At 56.5% G+C, this 16,134-nt stretch carries 10 protein-coding genes; 6 read left to right on the top strand and 4 right to left on the bottom strand.

Translation table 11 applies throughout. The features are described 5' to 3' along the window. Nucleotides 1-31: 31 nt before the first annotated feature. Nucleotides 32-1,396 carry a hypothetical protein gene (locus tag AB4Y89_RS05930; RefSeq protein ID WP_442299987.1) on the bottom strand — a complete coding sequence of 455 codons (1,365 nt, stop codon included), beginning with the start codon at nucleotides 1,394-1,396 and terminating at the stop codon, nucleotides 32-34. 663 nt (nucleotides 1,397-2,059) lie between these two features. On the opposite strand from AB4Y89_RS05930, the gene AB4Y89_RS05925 reads away from it, so the two are divergent. The 3 genes from AB4Y89_RS05925 (at nucleotide 2,060) to AB4Y89_RS05915 (ending at nucleotide 7,234) form a co-directional block, all read left to right on the top strand. Beyond that, complete coding sequence (locus AB4Y89_RS05925; protein ID WP_442299986.1) at nucleotides 2,060-3,115, top strand: glycoside hydrolase family 27 protein; 1,056 nt, start codon at nucleotides 2,060-2,062, stop codon at nucleotides 3,113-3,115. Nucleotides 3,116-3,296: 181 nt separating this feature from the next. Continuing rightward, complete coding sequence (locus AB4Y89_RS05920) at nucleotides 3,297-5,252, top strand: PAS domain-containing protein (protein ID WP_442299985.1); 1,956 nt, start codon at nucleotides 3,297-3,299, stop codon at nucleotides 5,250-5,252. Continuing rightward, nucleotides 5,249-7,234, top strand: a complete 1,986-nt coding sequence (locus tag AB4Y89_RS05915) for an ATP-binding response regulator (protein ID WP_442299984.1) — start codon at nucleotides 5,249-5,251, stop codon at nucleotides 7,232-7,234. Before AB4Y89_RS05920 ends, AB4Y89_RS05915 begins: the two co-directional genes overlap by 4 nt. Before the next feature lie 131 nt (nucleotides 7,235-7,365). Here the strand turns inward: AB4Y89_RS05915 and AB4Y89_RS05910 are convergent, their stop codons facing one another. Next, the gene (locus AB4Y89_RS05910; protein WP_442299983.1) at nucleotides 7,366-8,652 is read right to left on the bottom strand and encodes a hypothetical protein; all 1,287 of its coding nucleotides are present in this window, start codon (nucleotides 8,650-8,652) and stop codon (nucleotides 7,366-7,368) included. A gap of 152 nt (nucleotides 8,653-8,804) precedes the next feature. On the opposite strand from AB4Y89_RS05910, the gene AB4Y89_RS05905 reads away from it, so the two are divergent. Together AB4Y89_RS05905 and AB4Y89_RS05900 are read left to right on the top strand one after the other, a co-directional pair. Then, nucleotides 8,805-10,682 (top strand): GMC family oxidoreductase, encoded by a 1,878-nt coding sequence (locus AB4Y89_RS05905; RefSeq protein ID WP_442299982.1) that lies wholly within the window; start codon nucleotides 8,805-8,807, stop codon nucleotides 10,680-10,682. Then, on the top strand, nucleotides 10,679-13,204 hold the full coding sequence (locus AB4Y89_RS05900) for a hypothetical protein (protein WP_442299981.1): 2,526 nt from the start codon (nucleotides 10,679-10,681) through the stop codon (nucleotides 13,202-13,204). The genes AB4Y89_RS05905 and AB4Y89_RS05900 overlap by 4 nt, the downstream gene beginning before the upstream one ends. Nucleotides 13,205-13,231: 27 nt before the next feature. Here the strand turns inward: AB4Y89_RS05900 and AB4Y89_RS05895 are convergent, their stop codons facing one another. Together AB4Y89_RS05895 and AB4Y89_RS05890 are read right to left on the bottom strand one after the other, a co-directional pair. Next, a complete protein-coding gene (locus AB4Y89_RS05895; protein ID WP_442299980.1) occupies nucleotides 13,232-14,203 on the bottom strand; it encodes a quinone oxidoreductase family protein in 972 nt (323 codons plus the stop codon). A gap of 301 nt (nucleotides 14,204-14,504) precedes the next feature. Further along, nucleotides 14,505-14,990, bottom strand: a complete 486-nt coding sequence (locus tag AB4Y89_RS05890) for a DinB family protein (protein WP_442299979.1) — start codon at nucleotides 14,988-14,990, stop codon at nucleotides 14,505-14,507. Nucleotides 14,991-15,085: 95 nt separating this feature from the next. On the opposite strand from AB4Y89_RS05890, the gene AB4Y89_RS05885 reads away from it, so the two are divergent. Then, a complete protein-coding gene (locus AB4Y89_RS05885) occupies nucleotides 15,086-16,057 on the top strand; it encodes a helix-turn-helix transcriptional regulator (RefSeq protein WP_442299978.1) in 972 nt (323 codons plus the stop codon). Nucleotides 16,058-16,134: the final 77 nt, after the last annotated feature.

Genomic DNA, 16,134 nt, shown 5'->3' with positions numbered 1-16,134 from the left:
GAAAATGCTCTAGCAGTGACACAGGCGAGTTTTACGCGGAGGCCACTCGGAAGGTTACAATCTCGAATCTGTCGTTGGACTCGCCGTCAAGGTGTGATCCCTTGAGAAGGATCTCCATCCCATGAAAATCCTTGCGATGCAGTTCGTCCTGAATCGCTTTGGGAAATTTCCCCTCCAGGACAAACCGAACCGCCGCCTCGTTCGCCTGGGAATCGGAGCCGTTGATCAGCAGCGCAAATCCCTTCTCTCCTAAACTGTGAACCAGAGCCACATTCACATAATTAATGTCCTGGTTGGCAACATGGTGAGGAATATAGCGCGCTTCTTCCCCGGCGAGCGGATGGTGATTCACAAATGAGTAAGTGTGGGTCTCCGTGCTCTCGATGAATTGGAAGTTTGTCCGCGAGTCGAAAAGTGACATCCAGGGATTGCTTCGCCGGCTGCCGATCAGTACCACATTGCCATCACTTAGATCGCGCACATGCAGGTCCCGCGAATAGAGAAGATTCCCATGCATGCCGGCTTTCGATAAGGTCTCCATCCACTCCAGCCCGAGCCGCGTCTCGCTGAAGCTGGTCGTCTTTCTTATGCCAAGAAACATCAATGTATTTCGCAGTTGGGGATCGGCAACCTTGCTCACCTGGTTGCGAGGAAAATCGCTCTCGATGTATTCCAGCGGACCAATCTCCGTGTTAAGCATCTGCTGAATGATCATCAACGACACATCGGGAAGCACGACGGCCACGTTATTGCCCTGTTGCAACATCGGTAGCAGGATCGGCGGAACATTTTGTTGCGAACGCTCCCCGATATTCCACCGAATGCCCAATCCAATCGCCATTGCCAGAACTGCGGTTCCGAGAGAAGCCCAGACCAGGGGTAATCGGCTGACGCCGCCGAGGGGTGAAGGTACCACACCTGGAGGTTTCAGAAGGTCGTGAGTCGTCCCCTGAGGCTCGATAGATTCAGGATACTGAGTCGTGTGTTCCTCGGCGGGAGCGCCATTGTGATGCCGTACCGATTCGAAATGGGGAAGGTAACTTCCTTTCGGAATCTCGATAAGCATCGTTTCTTCTTTGCCTTCGTCAGCGAAATACTCCGCCAGCTTGCGGCGGAGATGGCTTACCTGAACCCGAACGATGTTGTCATAAGCAGGATCGAAATCCCCACGCCGGCCAAGTGCTTCGCGAGCGATATCATGCTCGCGCAACTGCTCTTCTGTTCCGAAAATCGCGAACTTTGAAACGTAGAGCAGAATCGCACGCAGCTGCGCTGCCCGCTGAAACCCTTTACTTCGGACAATCCGCTGAATCAGAAGCCAGCGCTCATCGTGTGCCAGAGTATCTTCCTGGGAGTGATTCTCGGTTGGGGGTAACGGCATATTTGCTGTCGGCATGTCGAAGATCCAAGGCGTATCGGTGAATTCTGAAGGCGTTGACGTTAACAGACGTTCTTTGACGGTTAATGCACTTGTCTGAGGGGTTGTCGCCGCCGATTCTTGCGAAAACCTATGTACTTGCTTGAGCGCAAACATTCCACCACGAAGACCGTATGGATGGCAATCGGTCTTAAGGTATTCCTGGTTTCACTTTGGCCCGTCCGCCGTAGGGGACGAAGCCTGGCTTTATTAGCCTTTCTAGTTATGCTGTCGTTCTGCCGGGTATGCGTTCCGCATACAGTCTCGCGGCCCGCAGACAGAGCTTGGTGGAAGGCGACACGGAGGCTAAGGGACGGCTCGAGCCGGCCGGTGCTTTTCGAGTTCAGGCAGGTGGATCGTCGTCTCATGGGAACGGTTCGGTTCGACTGGGGCGATCTACCGATCCATGACGGTCGAGAGGAAGGAGATCAAATCTCTTTCCAAGCCGGTACAACATTTCAGTTTTCTGGAGCCCGCACCGCAACCGGTTTTGAACTCTTGTTCACGGGTAGTCATGAGCCGGACCAGACTCTGCTCCTTTCGCGAGCGGATCAGCGCGATCTCAGGATTCCAGCGGATCGTCCTCCTCTACCCGCCATCCATGCCGTCAAGGCGCCTCCGGATTTTGCCATGAGACCCCCAATGGGATGGAACACTTGGAATTACTTTCACCAAAACGTGGGTGACGTGATCATCCGACAGGTCGCGGACGCAATCGCCTCCAACGGAATGCGGGAGGCGGGCTACTCTTACATCGTGATCGACGATGGCTGGCAAGGCCAGCGGGATGCGAACGGGCGCCTCCATCCAAACGAACGTTTCCCCGATATGAAGGGGCTCGCTGATTATGTCCACGCAAAAGGCCTGAAGCTTGGCATCTACTCTTCTCCAGGGCCACGGACCTGCGGAAAGCATGAAGGAAGTTATGGGCATGAAGTAGAGGATGCGAAAACCTTCGCAGTATGGGGAGTCGACCTCCTGAAGTATGACTGGTGCACGGCCTCTCGGGTTTATCTGCCATCGGAGAGCCAGGCGGTCTTCCAGAAGATGGGTGCCGCGTTGCAGGCTACGGGCCGAGAGATTCTTTACAGCCTTTGCCAGTACGGGATGGAGGATGTTTGGTCGTGGGGCTCCGATGTAGGCGCAAGTACCTGGCGTACCACGGCGGACATACATGCCGATTTTGGGACGATGCATCAAAACGCACTCACGCAACAGATGGCGGCCCCATTCTCCGGACCTGGTCACTGGAATGACCCAGACATGCTGGAGGTGGGAAATGGCGGCATGAACGATCTTGAGAACCGTTCGCATATGAACCTCTGGGCCATGCTGGCTGCACCCCTTTTTGCCGGTAACGACGTACGAACTATGACGGAGACCACGCGAGGCATTCTTCTGAATAAGAAGCTCATCGCAATCGATCAGGACGGCCTGGGACGGCAAGCCGTCCTGAAGCGCAAGCTCGGTGGCTTTGAAATATGGGAACGTCCCCTTGAAAACGGCGACCGCGCGGTGCTGCTCCTTAATGTGGCGGAGATGCCGGAAAGTCACGAGTTCTCCTGGCGATCGATCGACGTTCCACTTCCGACGTCGATCCTCGATCCATGGTCTACAAAGGGTATCCCCGCAACCACTCAGATCAGAATCGATCTTCGGTCCCACGAAAGCCGGCTTCTCCGGCTGTCTTTCCGGTGATGGCAAGATGACGTTCGCAAGTCCGGTCAGATCGGTCGAGCCTTCGTTGAAGAGTTTTCCCATTTCGGGAAGTAATCACGGCCAGGTGACTTCAGGGCCATTTGGGGAGTATCCCTGCCCCGGATAGGATCAGAATCAAGATCTCCGAACGTAGTACCGATGTAGTGGGTGGTTAAAAACAATGCTTCCAGGACGCGACGTGCGGCCAGACGAGTTGCACGCAGACGAGTCTGCACGCCTCAAAGCCGTGCGCTCTCTCCTGCTATTTGAGATATCGAGGGAATTTGAGGAAGTGTTGGCCCTCGCCGGCGAGATATGTGAAGCCCCGATGGGCGCAATCGCGCTCGTCGAAGAAGACTGTGTCATCTGCAGATCGAAGATAGGGATCGAGACAAGCGATCTCGCTGGCTATCAGCCGATCTGGATGTACGTTCTGGAACAGGGCGATCTGCTCGTTGTCAACGACACAGAGCTGGACCCACATTCTCGTGAGCTTGCGCGCCGGGTTGGAAACGGAGTCCGTTTCTACGCGGGGATTCCGTTTAAGGCGCCCAATGGGGAAATCCTCGGCGCCTTGTGTCTTATGGATACCCGCCCTCGCGAACTTGGGGCCGTCCAGATCCGCTCTCTGCGTGCGCTCGGTCGTCAACTCGCCCTGCAGCTCCGGCAATTGATGGATGAAGCAGCCCTGGATCAGGCCACGGGTGAGATTCAGCGAAGAGATCGGATCTTTCGCTGTTTCCTCGATGCACTGCCGATTGAGGCACATCTTAAAGACCACCAGGGGCGGATTCTTTTCTATAACAAGAAACTCGCGGAGCGCTTCGGTATCTCGCAGACAGAATGGCTTGGCCGCAGCAGTGTAGATCTGTGGCCGGACACGGTGGCTCGCACGATTGCTCAGGAAGATGAGCAGATCCTGCGTTCCGGCAGCATGCTCGATCAATGCGTGGAGACCGTTGATGCTTCGGGTGGCCCGATGTACTGGCGCGCGATCAAAGTGCCTCTTGAGGGGGCGGCAGATGATCGTATGGTTGCGGGCATCTCGGTGGAGATTCCCGATAAGGTCAGAACCGCCCGGCACCTGGATGAACTTCGCAACGAAGCAAGTGCTTTCGCCAGTGCCGCAGAGACCAGCCGGCGGCGCTTCGATGCGTTTATGGACAGCAGCCCCTTTCTGGCGTTCATCAAGGACGCGGAGGGACGCATGCAGTATTACAACCGGACATTTGCGGAGCTCTTCGACATCTCACGGAGCGAGTGGATTGGGAAGACTGACCATGAGTTATGGCCTCGAAAAGCAGCGGATTCCTTTCGTGAGGTAGATCTGCGTGTGCTTGCAACCGGCACTCCCGTCGAAGTGGAAGAGACGACGCCTGGTCTGGGCGAAGGTCTGGAATATTGGAGGACCCATAAGTTTCCTCTCGCCGGTTCAAATGGAGAAATTTATCTCGCCGGTGTCGCCATGAACATAACCCTACACCGAGAGCAGGAATATCACCTGGCGCGTTCGCTGAACGAGAAAGAGGTGCTCTTGCGAGAGATTCATCATCGGGTGAAGAACAATCTGGCTGCCATCTCCAGCTTGCTCTATCTTCAGTCTCTTGATGCAAATGACCCGGCAGCCCGGCAGGCGCTGGAGCAGAGCCGCAGCCGCGTGAGATCCATGGCCCTTGTCCATGAGTCCCTCTATCGTTCCGGCGACCTGAATGCGGTCGAGTTCGGTACCTATACCAGAGAGCTGGCGGAAAACGTCCATATCAATCACAGCGCCGGCGCTCATATCCAACTGATCACGCATGTGGAACCGGTAGAGATATCGATCGATCGCGCCGTCCCGGTCGGTCTAATCATGAATGAGCTGCTGACCAACGCGTTCAAGCACGCCTTCAAGGGAAGAACGCATGGCAGAGTTACCGTTTCGGTGACGGTCAAACCGGAAAACTTCATGCGCGTTTCTGTCGTCGACGATGGAGTTGGAGCGTTCCATACCTTGTCTCCGGAGGACACTCCCTACTTAACCGAGAACACCGGGTTGAATCTGGTCCGGTCGCTTGTGAAGCAGGTGAATGGCGAATTTCAGATGAGCCCGCTCCATCCAGGCACTTGTGCAGAAATCGTGGTGCCGCTCCGATGAGAGAACCCATCGCACGCACGGAAACCGCGGGCCTTCCCCTCAATGTTCTTGTCGTCGAGGACGAAGCCCTCATCGCCATGGAACTGCGGGCTCGGCTTAGCAGACTGGGGCATCGCGTTGTCGGCGTCGCAGACACTGGCAGGGATGCGATTGAACTTGCCAGGATTGAGAAACCCCACCTCGTGCTGATGGACATCCATCTCAAGGGCGACATGAGCGGCATTGAGGCAGCAAGCGCGATCAACGAGGATGGAGAAGTCCCCATCATCTATCTCACCGCGCACTCCGATGCCTCTACCGTCAGTAGGGCCAAACAGACCGCTCCCTTTGGGTATCTGCTGAAACCTCTCGATGAGAGGGAGCTGCTGATTGCCATTGAGGTTGCGACACAACGGTCCCGGCTGGAGCAACGACTGCGCGACGGTGAGCGCCGATATGCGGCAACCCTCTCCTCCATTGGCGACGGAGTCGTTGCGACCGATGTAGACGGGATGGTCACCTTTCTTAATCCAGTAGCGGAAGAGCTGACGGGATGGACGCTCGCAGAAGCATCGGGTGTTCCTGTCGAACAGGTGCTGACGTTTATTGATGATGTCGCCAATACGGTGCTGGAGAATCCGCTGCAGCGGGCTCTGCGAGAGGGCGAGACGCGTTATCTCAAGGGAGAAACGTCTCTCATGACGCGAAACCGGCAGCTTATCCCGATTGATGACTCGTCGGCCCCCATCAGGGACGACGATGGTCATATCGTGGGAGCCGTATTAGCCTTTCGCGACGCCAGGCAACGCCGTCTCTCAGAAAATGCGCTTCGTATCGCGACCGATCAGCTCAATCGCTCGCAAAGACTTGAAAGCCTGGGCCGGCTGGCCGGCGGCATCGCTCATGACTTCAATAATCTTCTGACGATCATCAACGGTTATTCGCAGCTTCTGCTCACGGAGCATCCGCTGGATGCAACGCAGCGTGAGCTGGTCGACGCAATTTTGGATGCAGGCGACCGCGCGGCGAAGCTGACACAGCAACTCCTCGCTTTCGGAAAAGGCCAGCTTATCCGGGCTGAGCGCATTCGCCTGAATGATGTGATGTCACAGACGCATAATCTTCTGCGCCGGATTATTGGAGAAGACATCCGCATCGATCTTGTGTTGTCAGAGAAGGTGAATGAGATCTTCGCTGACCCCACCCAGGTTGAGCAGGTGGTGATGAATCTCGCCACCAACGCACGGGATGCGATGCCTCTGGGTGGAATACTTCGTCTCGAATCCAGGCTGACACGAATAACGGGCGCTGCCGCAAGACTATCTCCAGGGCTCAAGCCTGGTACCTACGCTCAACTTATCGTCTCCGACACTGGAATAGGTTTCAGCGAGGAGGTTCAACGCAATATCTTTGAGCCCTTCTTTACTACCAAATCGAGTGGCAAGGGCACCGGTCTTGGCCTTGCCATGGTCTATGGCATTGTCAAACAGGCTCAGGGTTATATCTCCGTTTCCAGCAAGGTGGGTAAGGGAACTCGCTTTGACGTGCTTTTCCCCGCACTCAAATCTTCCGGAGAGGAAACTTTTGCTTCGCCGGTGGAGAGTCCGGTGATCGAAGAAGGGCCGGTCACGGGAAGAACGGTCCTCATTGTCGAGGATGAGCCGGCCATTCGTGCCTACACCGCAGCAGTGTTGAAACGTGAGGGATATACGGTGCTGGAAGCATGCGATGGGATGGATGGGCTCAGCGTTGCAGAGGGGTACGACGGCGAGATCGATCTGCTGCTCACCGATGTCGTGATGCCAAACCTGGGAGGCAGGGAGCTGGCAGAGAAGCTGCAGACGAAACGCCCCGTGCTGAAGACGCTTTTTCTTTCCGGCTACACCAATGACAAGGAAGCACGCGAGGGCTTCCATAAAGGGCAACTCGCGTTTCTGAGCAAGCCATTCAAACGGAATGATCTGCTGCAGAAGATCAATGAGCTCTTCTCAACCGTGCATTAGAGCAATGTTCCAGGGCGGGCGTCCTGGCAGAGAAACAAGAAAAGCAGATTTCTCCGCCAGCAAAACTGGACGTGGACCCGAGCGCTTCAAAATGACAAAGTGCAATCGCTCTGAACCGTAGGTTCCACGAATCACTGACGATGCAGCATGGTCGTTGCCTGTGGACTGTCAAGCACCTGGTAGTGCTTCATCAATTCAATGATCATTGTTGCGAATCCGTCGTTGAAGATGTCGGTATGGTCGCGAATGACTTGTTTGGGAACTGTCGTTACCCAGAAGGCAGTATCGTTCCATCGAGACGACCTGGGCGCCAGCTCGAAGCATGTTCCCCGCGCGTGAAAGCGGACCATATCCTGCGTGCTCACGCAGGGCGCTTGCGTGTTGTGAACCTCGTGGCTGAACAAATAAGGGATGTGGCCTGGGGTATGCGTGAAGAACGTCTTTTGTGGCGGCGCCTGTGGCATGCCCTCATAGTTTGAACGGAAGCTCTTGCTCGCCGCAGACAAGCCTTGCCCCAATGGAAAGGCCACGCCCGTAGCTGTGTCTCCGACGGATGTGACCGAAAGAAACAATGGGCTCTTGCCGGCGGTCTGTCCTCTTGCTACATCGAAGCCGGTCCGCTGCATCAGCTCGATCATCTGCTTGGTGCGGAAGCTGTCGGTCGCGGGATTAACGTAAACCACAAGATCGGCGGGGGAGAGTTGTTCGCCTTGATCGCCGCTTCCTGGACGAGGAATCAACAGACTCACGAACGTATTGGTGAGTGCGGTTTCAAGCACACGCGCTCCGAAGGAATGCCCGACGATCACGATGCGGGAGCTCGGGCTGTTTTCTTTGGTCGCCCCCATAATGCGGTAGAGCGATTCGGCAAAGTCCGTGCTGCCCACGCGCTGCGCCGCGTACCTACGATTCCAGAAGGTTGCGAAGAGATCCCCGGCTACGACTTGGCCCCGCCACGCCATGTACACGCCGACGTAAGCCGGCGTGTGATGGACGCCCTGCACGCTCATGGCTTCCGCGCGCGAGAGCCGCTCCATCACGATCTTGAAATCGTGCAGGTTCTTCTTCTCCTCATTCTGTTTCGAGGCGTTGTTCTTCCAACCGTGGATAAAGACAACAACCACAACTTCGCCGGCGCGTTGTTTTTCCGTTCGAATAAGGTCAACAGTGCGGGACAACTGGCAGCTATCGACCTCGGATATCGAGGCGCACTTTTCCCATGCCTCACCCATGTCATCGAATTCGATGGCTGCAAGCTTAAAGTGCGAGCCTCCGGGGATTCCGTCGATTGTGGGAGAGGTCTCGATTGCTGCCGAGCCAGGACGATAGATCCGGTTGGGCACGCAGCCTGTTAACAGGGCCAACGTCGAGAGCACACCGATCGCGAAGTGAGGTCTGAGAGCACGTTTGGTCGTCATGATCGAAATGATGAAATTCTGCTTGACAGATAGAAGCATTCCCTGTTTTTGTTAGGTGACCATAATACGTCTGTTTCATTCGTCTTATTTTTCTCTTCTCCCCGTAGCACCCAGGCTTCCGAGTTGACTCCCCCGTTTGCGTCGAGGCTGCAGTGGCAGATGACATCTTTGACTTTGTAGTAGTAGGCTCCGGCGCGGGCGGCGGCCCGGTCGCGGCCAACCTCGCATTAGCTGGTTATTCGGTGCTGGTTCTTGAAGCCGGTGGCGACAACAGCGGATATAACTACCGCATCCCTTGCTTTCATCCCTTCGCGAGTGAAGACCCGGCGATGAGCTGGGACTTTTTCGTACGCCACTATAGCGACCAGGCAATGCAGCAGAAGGATACGAAGTTTGTCGCTGAACAAAACGGCATCTTCTATCCACGTGCTGGAACCCTCGGCGGCTGTACCGCTCACAACGCGATGATCACCGTCTATCCGCAGAATAGTGACTGGGAGCATCTCCAAGCACTGACCGGTGACAATTCGTGGTCGCCGGAGAACATGAGGCGGTATTTCGAACGGATTGAGTATTGCGACTACGTCTCTTCCTTTCGGCGCTTGAAAGAGGCGATCCTGGGCATGTTGCTAGGCAAGGGATCGAATCCTTCCCGACATGGGTTCAGCGGCTGGCTGCACACGCAGATCGCAAATCCAAAGATGGTCTTCAAGGATGAAGAGCTGCTGAAGCTGGTAACGCTGGCGGCGGTAAAAGGCCTCGCCAACCATATCGACAATGTTGGGCTTGCGCTGGAGACTCTTTTTGACCCAAATGACTGGCGTGCGGTTACAAGTACGAGCCGTGAAGGTGTAGTGCTGACGCCGCTGGCAACGCGGTCCGGCTGTCGCAACAGTGCACGGGAACGCCTGCTCGATGCCGCCGGCCGTAGCCAGGGGCGCTTACAGATTCAGTTGAACGCCCTGGCCTCACGTGTCGTCTTCGAAGGAACACGCGCTGTTGGCGTGGAATATCTCGCCGGAAGAGGTTTATACCGCGCATCCCGAGAGGCCGCACAGAGCGATCAGCCTGAGACGAAGTTTGTTCGAGCGCGGCGTGAAGTCATTCTTTCGGGCGGAGCATTCAACAGCCCGCAACTGCTGATGCTCTCGGGCATTGGGAATGAGAATGAGCTGCGCGACTTGAATATCGGTGTAGTGAAGCATCTGCCTGGCGTGGGACAAAACCTGCAGGACCGCTACGAGGTCGGAATTGTCTCTCAGATGGAGAAGCCGTTCGCCCTGCTGCATGGAGCCTCGTTCAAAGCCCCTGCCGATGGCGCACAGGGGGACGAAGCTTTTCAAGCCTGGAAGAAGGGGACAGGGGTTTATACCTCGAATGGTGCCGCGATCGCGATCACAAAGCGCTCGACACCAGACAAGCCTGATCCTGACCTATTTATCTTTGGCCTGCCGTCGTCCTTCGAAGGATACGTCCCGGGCTACTCAAATGCACTCAGGCAATATCAAGATCGCTTTACCTGGGCGGTGTTGAAGGCACATACAAAGAACACGGCCGGTTATGTGAAGCTACGCAGCGCGGATCCACGCGATGTTCCGGAGATCAACTTCCGCTACTTCGGTGAAGGGAACGACTCCAGGCAGGAAGATCTGGATGCCGTCGTAAAGGGTGTGCAATTTGTCCGGGAGATCAACGGGGAGATCCGCAAGCTTGCCGGTATGACGGAGGTATGGCCCGGAACAGTGATCGATTCAGAGCAGCAGATTGCGGAGTTTGTACAGCATGAGGCGTGGGGACATCATGCTTCCTGCACCAACAAGATTGGCCCGGCAAGCGACCCGATGGCTGTTCTCGATAACCGTTTCCGCGTCCATGGCGTACAAGGTCTACGCGTTGTAGACGCTTCTGTATTTTCCCGCATTCCCGGATATTTCATCGTGAGCGCGGTGTACATGATTGCCGAGAAAGCAAGCGACGTCATTCTGGAAGATGCAAAGGCAAGCCAGCCCTCAGGAGGAGTTTCGAGATGAGCGATTTTGATCGCGATATGGAACCACGCAGAAGCATCTGGCGCATTATTCTTTTGTCCCTCGTCGCTCTGGTGGCGATTGTGCTGGTGGTTGTCGTCTCCGCCTTCTTTGCCTTTACGCGTTCCACTACAGGGAAACTGAAAGACGAAGCCGCGCTGGCAGGAAGAGCGCCGGAGAGCTTCAAAGCCGCTGATGATGACTACTTCCATGACATGGATGGAGGCATCAAGCTCAGCGCCGAAGAGATCAAGGGCCGCAACAACTGGATCGTGTGGAGCGGAGGAAATGATCGCTTCTGGGATGTGATCTCGGTCAAGAGCTTCGGCGCGCTCGACTTTCTGAAGACCATCTCGGATCATCCTTCACTCAAAGGGACACGTGACAATCGGTGGGCCTATTTCGGTTTGATCAACGAGCCCTGTTTCCAGAAGGCCACTGGACCAGACCCGAATCGATTTGGCTTGTGGCTGGATGTCAGGGATCCGAATTGCCCGGCTGATCCCTATGCCGATGAGAAAAAGTATCCGGGTGTGAAGATCGGAGCGCGGGGAACGACCGTGGATGTGGGGTCCTATTATGGTTACCCGACCGGGATTGTCGGCATGCGTCTGTTTCCGAATCCTGCATTCGATGAAGAGGCCAAGCGGCATTGGGATGCCAACCGCTATTACACCGACCCGAGTTACTATAACGATCCGAAGTTAGTCCGGCCGTATCGCGTCGGTATGTCGTGCGGGTTCTGCCATGTAGGTCCTAATCCGCTGAAGCCGCCTGCTGACCCCAACAATCCGAAGTGGGAGAACCTCAGTTCGCTGGTCGGCGCGCAGTACTTCTGGATTGATCGCATCTTCCGTTGGGATGGCGACCACACGAGCTTTGTCTATCAGCTCTTCCATACATCGCGGCCTGGTTCTCTGGACACCTCACTGGTTTCCACGGATAACATCAACAATCCGCGGACGATGAATGCGGTCTATGGCCTGAAGGCGCGCCTTGAGCAGGGGAGTCGGTGGGGGAAAGAGACACTGGCCGGCGGTGGGCTGAATAACAAGCAGTTCAACGACGTTCTCCCGCCGGGCAATGAGCTGACGAAGTTCTTTCAGGCTCCGGACATTGTCTATACCCCGCACGTGTTGAAAGACGGTGCTGACTCCGTAGGCGCTCTGGGCGCGTTGAATCGCGTGTATCTGAATATCGGCATGTTCAGCGAGGAGTGGCTGCAGCACTTCAATGCATTGATCGGCGGCAAGAAAGTTACTCCGATCGAGATCGCGGTCGCCCGCAAGAACTCAAGCTACTGGGTGGCCAATGAGCAGCAGACGCCCTATCTGGCGCTGTTTATGTTGAAGAGCTCCGATGCGCACCATTTGGCGGATGCTCCTGGCGGCAAGGTCTATCTCAGCAAAGACAAAGCCGTGATGACACGCGGCAAGGAGGTCTTTGCGGAACGTTGCGCGCGGTGCCACTCCAGCAAGCTGCCCGATTCTCCGAATGCCGTGAGCCTGCAGGGATGCGCAGGGAAGAACTATCTCGATTGCTGGAACAAATACTGGACGTGGACCAAGACGCCGGAATTCAAGAAGGCAATGCGGGATATTGTGCTGCGAGATGACTTCCTGAACGATAACTTCCTCTCTACGGACGCCAGGATACCGGTCACGCTACTTAAGACCAACGCGTGCAGTCCGCTGGCAACGAACGGTCTTGGTGGCAATATCTGGGATAACTTCACGTCGCAGAGTTACAAGGACCTGCCTTCCGTCGGCTCGATCGATGTGCAGGATCCCTACACCGGCAAAACATCGAGTTATCAGATGCCGGCGGGTGGCAGGGGGTACACGCGCGTCCCAAGCTTGATCAGCGTCTGGTCAACGGCGCCATTCCTGCTGAACAACACGGTCGGGAACAACTCAAACTACTATCGCATTGGGCCAAGCCCCGATCCTGGAGTCGATGAGCGCATGAAGGAGTTCAACGATGCGATTCATCAGCTCCTGTGGCCTGAGACAAGGGAGAAGGACAGCGTTCTCCCAGACAAGCTTGCGGGGGCTGTGGATCGCACGACGCAACGCTCCTATCTGACAGCAGGCGCGGGTTATCTGCCGGAGCCGTTCTCCAGCCACCCAGAGGTCGCGCATGCGCTGGCGCCATGGCTCTTTGGTAAGGACGGCGTCCAGCTCGGTCCCATCCCTGCTGGGACGCCTGTTAGCCTGCTTGCAAGCCTGAACCTGATGAGTGACAACAGCAGCAGCTGGGATCGTTTTGAACACAATCTCCAGGCAATCCGGTTGGTGCTCAAGATCAAGTCAGACCTGAAGAAGATCGGCGACGGCGCCAGCGATGCGGAGATCAATCACATCTTCGCGAGCGTTGAGCCGGATCTGATCAAGTTCAACAAGTGCCCTGACTTCGTTGTGAACAAGGGACACTACTTCGGCACAGATATGTTGACGGGCGAGGGCGAGCCAGGACTTTCGGATGATGATAAGCGAGCGCTGATCGAGTTCCTCAAGACCTTCTAGAGAAGGTCTTGAGGATCGCGAAAGAGCCTATGCCTGCAAAAGGACGCGGCCGAAGGGGCGATCTTCGAGCAGAAAGCGTAAGGCTTCGGCTGCCTCCTGTAAGGGGAAAGTGCGTTTTACCATTGGCACCAGCTTGCCTGCGGCGAACAGAGGCTCCATGGTGTCCCACGCCTTTTGCCAGGCTTCGGGAGAATACGACATCAATGACAGGCTGAGCAGTGAGGCTCTCTTCCAAATCAGGTCGGTGACGTCGATCGTGCTCTTCTGGCCACCTGAGTAGCCAAGTGTGACTGCTGTTCCCGATAGGGCGAGCGTTCCCAGCGCTTCACTCAGAACTGTGCCGCCAACGCCATCGATGATGACGTCCACGCCTTTTCCCTCAGTAATGCGTCTGACTCCATCCCGCAGCGTTTCCTGTGACAGGTCGATCACTTCTGCGAAGCCAAGCTCGGCAGCCTCACGGGCTTTTGAAGAGGAAGAGCTGGTAGAGATTGCATGAGCTGCTCCGCGGGCTCGTGCCAATTGCGTGACGGCATTTCCTACCGAGCCTCCGATTCCGGGCGCCAGCACGCTTTTCCCGGGAGCAAATCCTGCCTTCTCCAGGGCAAGCTGGGCGGTCAGATAGGCAACCGGCAAACCAGCGGCCGCCGCCAGATCGACGCCTTCCGGAACGCGGCGCAGATGATCGCGATGTACCACCGACCACTCACTGTAGGTGCCATCGCGAAGCACTCCGTAGGGGCCAAAGAACATCACCGGTGTCCCTTCCGGGAACGCAGCATCGCCTGTGGACGCAACCACGCCGGAGCCTTCGTTGCCCAGCACAAGCGGCGCTCTGGCTTTCGGATAATGGCCGCTCAGGATGGTGTAGTCCAGAGGAGTGACCCCGGCCGCAGCCATGCGCACCAGCACTTCGTTTTCACCGGGAACAGGCTTGTCCCTCTGGATAAGTTTTAACGAGCTGTAACCTTCGAACCCCTCAGCGACCATCACGCGCATGCCAAATCTCCATCGTGCTTTTTGGCGGACACGATCAATGCAGACTCGCAGCCGCATCGAGATAGATGTCGGCGCCGGGAATTTGACTCAACTCAGCTGAAAGAGATCTTCCAAAAGGGAGAGAGGGCTACCGGTCGCGCGAATAGATGCGATTCCTCGGTAGCCCTCCGGGTAGGTAAGAGACGTTTAAAAGGATTTTCCCTGTTGCTGGGTATTCCGGAAGCGGCGTGAAGCGGCGTTTTCATTGCGGAAAACGCCCATGGATGCGGAAGCCCTACTCTACACCTACAGGGAAAATGCTCTAGTCCCGCTCCCAGAACGGCGGTGGCTCGATGCCAAGCGCACGCAGATAGACATATCCCTGGCCGCGATGATGGATCTCGTTGTCGATCGCATACTGGATGGTGACGATCCCCGGCATTTCCCACTGGCCGAAGGCCTTGTCCACTTCGTAGAAGCGATGCGGAGGAATCTCCGGGAACTTCTTGTCCAGAGCTGCGGTCTGCTCGTCCCACAGGCGCAGAATCTCGCTCTTGGTAGTGGGCTTGTCTCCCTTGTTGAACTCCTCCCATTTGCCGGTGGCGACTCCATCCACGATCGGGACGGCCATGCGGATGAACTCCCACGCCATTTCGGCAAAGGGCCTCATGCCGCCCACTGAAAACTGAAAGAGCTTCTCTTCCGGAAATGCGTCAATCACGCGACGCGTGAGCCGCCGATGTCCTTGCCAGCTCTTGAGCAGGGCGTCTGCAGTCACTACGTTCACGGTTGCTGTCTCGGTTGCCATATCGATTCCTCCAGGTAGCCTATCCAGGCTCAGGAGAAGATTAGCCGGAATTCCCGACAACCTCTGTCGCAAATTAATGCCAAACTGAAAATCGTATGTACGACCCCATCATGCGCGTCCTGACGGTGCTGGAGATTCTGCAGGCGCGCGACCACGTGACTGGGGCAGAGCTGGCCGAGCGTCTGGAGGTCGATCTGCGTACCGTGCAGCGTTATATCGTCCGACTGAAGGACCTGAGTATCCCTATCGAGTCTTCCCGTGGAGTGGGTGGGGCTTACCGTCTTCGGCCGGGCTACCGTTTGCCGCCGCTCCTGCTGACCAATGAGGAAGCCTTTGCGCTCTCCCTGGGGTTGCGCTCGCTCAGCCAGATGGGGCTGTCGGCGTTTGCACCAGCAACCGAGGGTGCGCTCGCCAAGCTGGAGCGTGTCATGCCGCACTCGCTGCGAGACAGCATTCGCACGGTGGAAGATGTGGTGGCTATCGAGCCGGGGCCGTGGGTGGTTTCTACATCCGTGGACTCCCTGATCCGTGCGGCCTCCGCCATTCGTACGCATCGAGAGATTCGCTTCTCGTATCGTTCTCATGACGGAACGGACTCACGCAGGAAGATTCAGCCCTATGCGGTGCTCCACACGGATGGCCGATGGTATCTAATCGGCCACTGCCTGTCGCGCAAAGCGCTGCGTACCTTCCGGTTGGATCGGGTTGAGGAGCTGGAGGTGTCCTCCACCAGCTTCGATCCTCCTGCGCGCTTCGATGCGAAGCAGCATATGCGGGCGCACATGCCATTTGTGCAGTCGGATTACCAGATCGATGTCTGGATCGATATGCCGATCGGGGAGGCGGAGCGGGCGTTTTCTCCCTGGAGGGTCGTGACTGAGGAGCAGGAAGGCGGAACCCGCCTGCGCTGCGGCCGTGATCGTCTGGAGATGGTTGCCGCGATGTTGCTCAGCCTGGGACGCCGGATCGTCGTCCATAGTCCCACGGAACTGCGCGAGGTCTTTCGTCGCCTGGCGCAGCAGGCACTGCAGGCGGCGGAAGATACGGGGCCGTCAGGATCCCGGTAGACGCATCGATCGATTGACCACAGAACTGGGTGCCCCATCCATTGCATCGCAAATGGGTGGGATAGGAATCGATTTTT

The organism is Terriglobus sp. 2YAB30_2 (genome assembly GCF_052114765.1).
In the GTDB taxonomy this organism is placed as follows: domain Bacteria; phylum Acidobacteriota; class Terriglobia; order Terriglobales; family Acidobacteriaceae; genus Terriglobus.
This window is presented reverse-complemented; position numbering and strand designations above follow the sequence as displayed.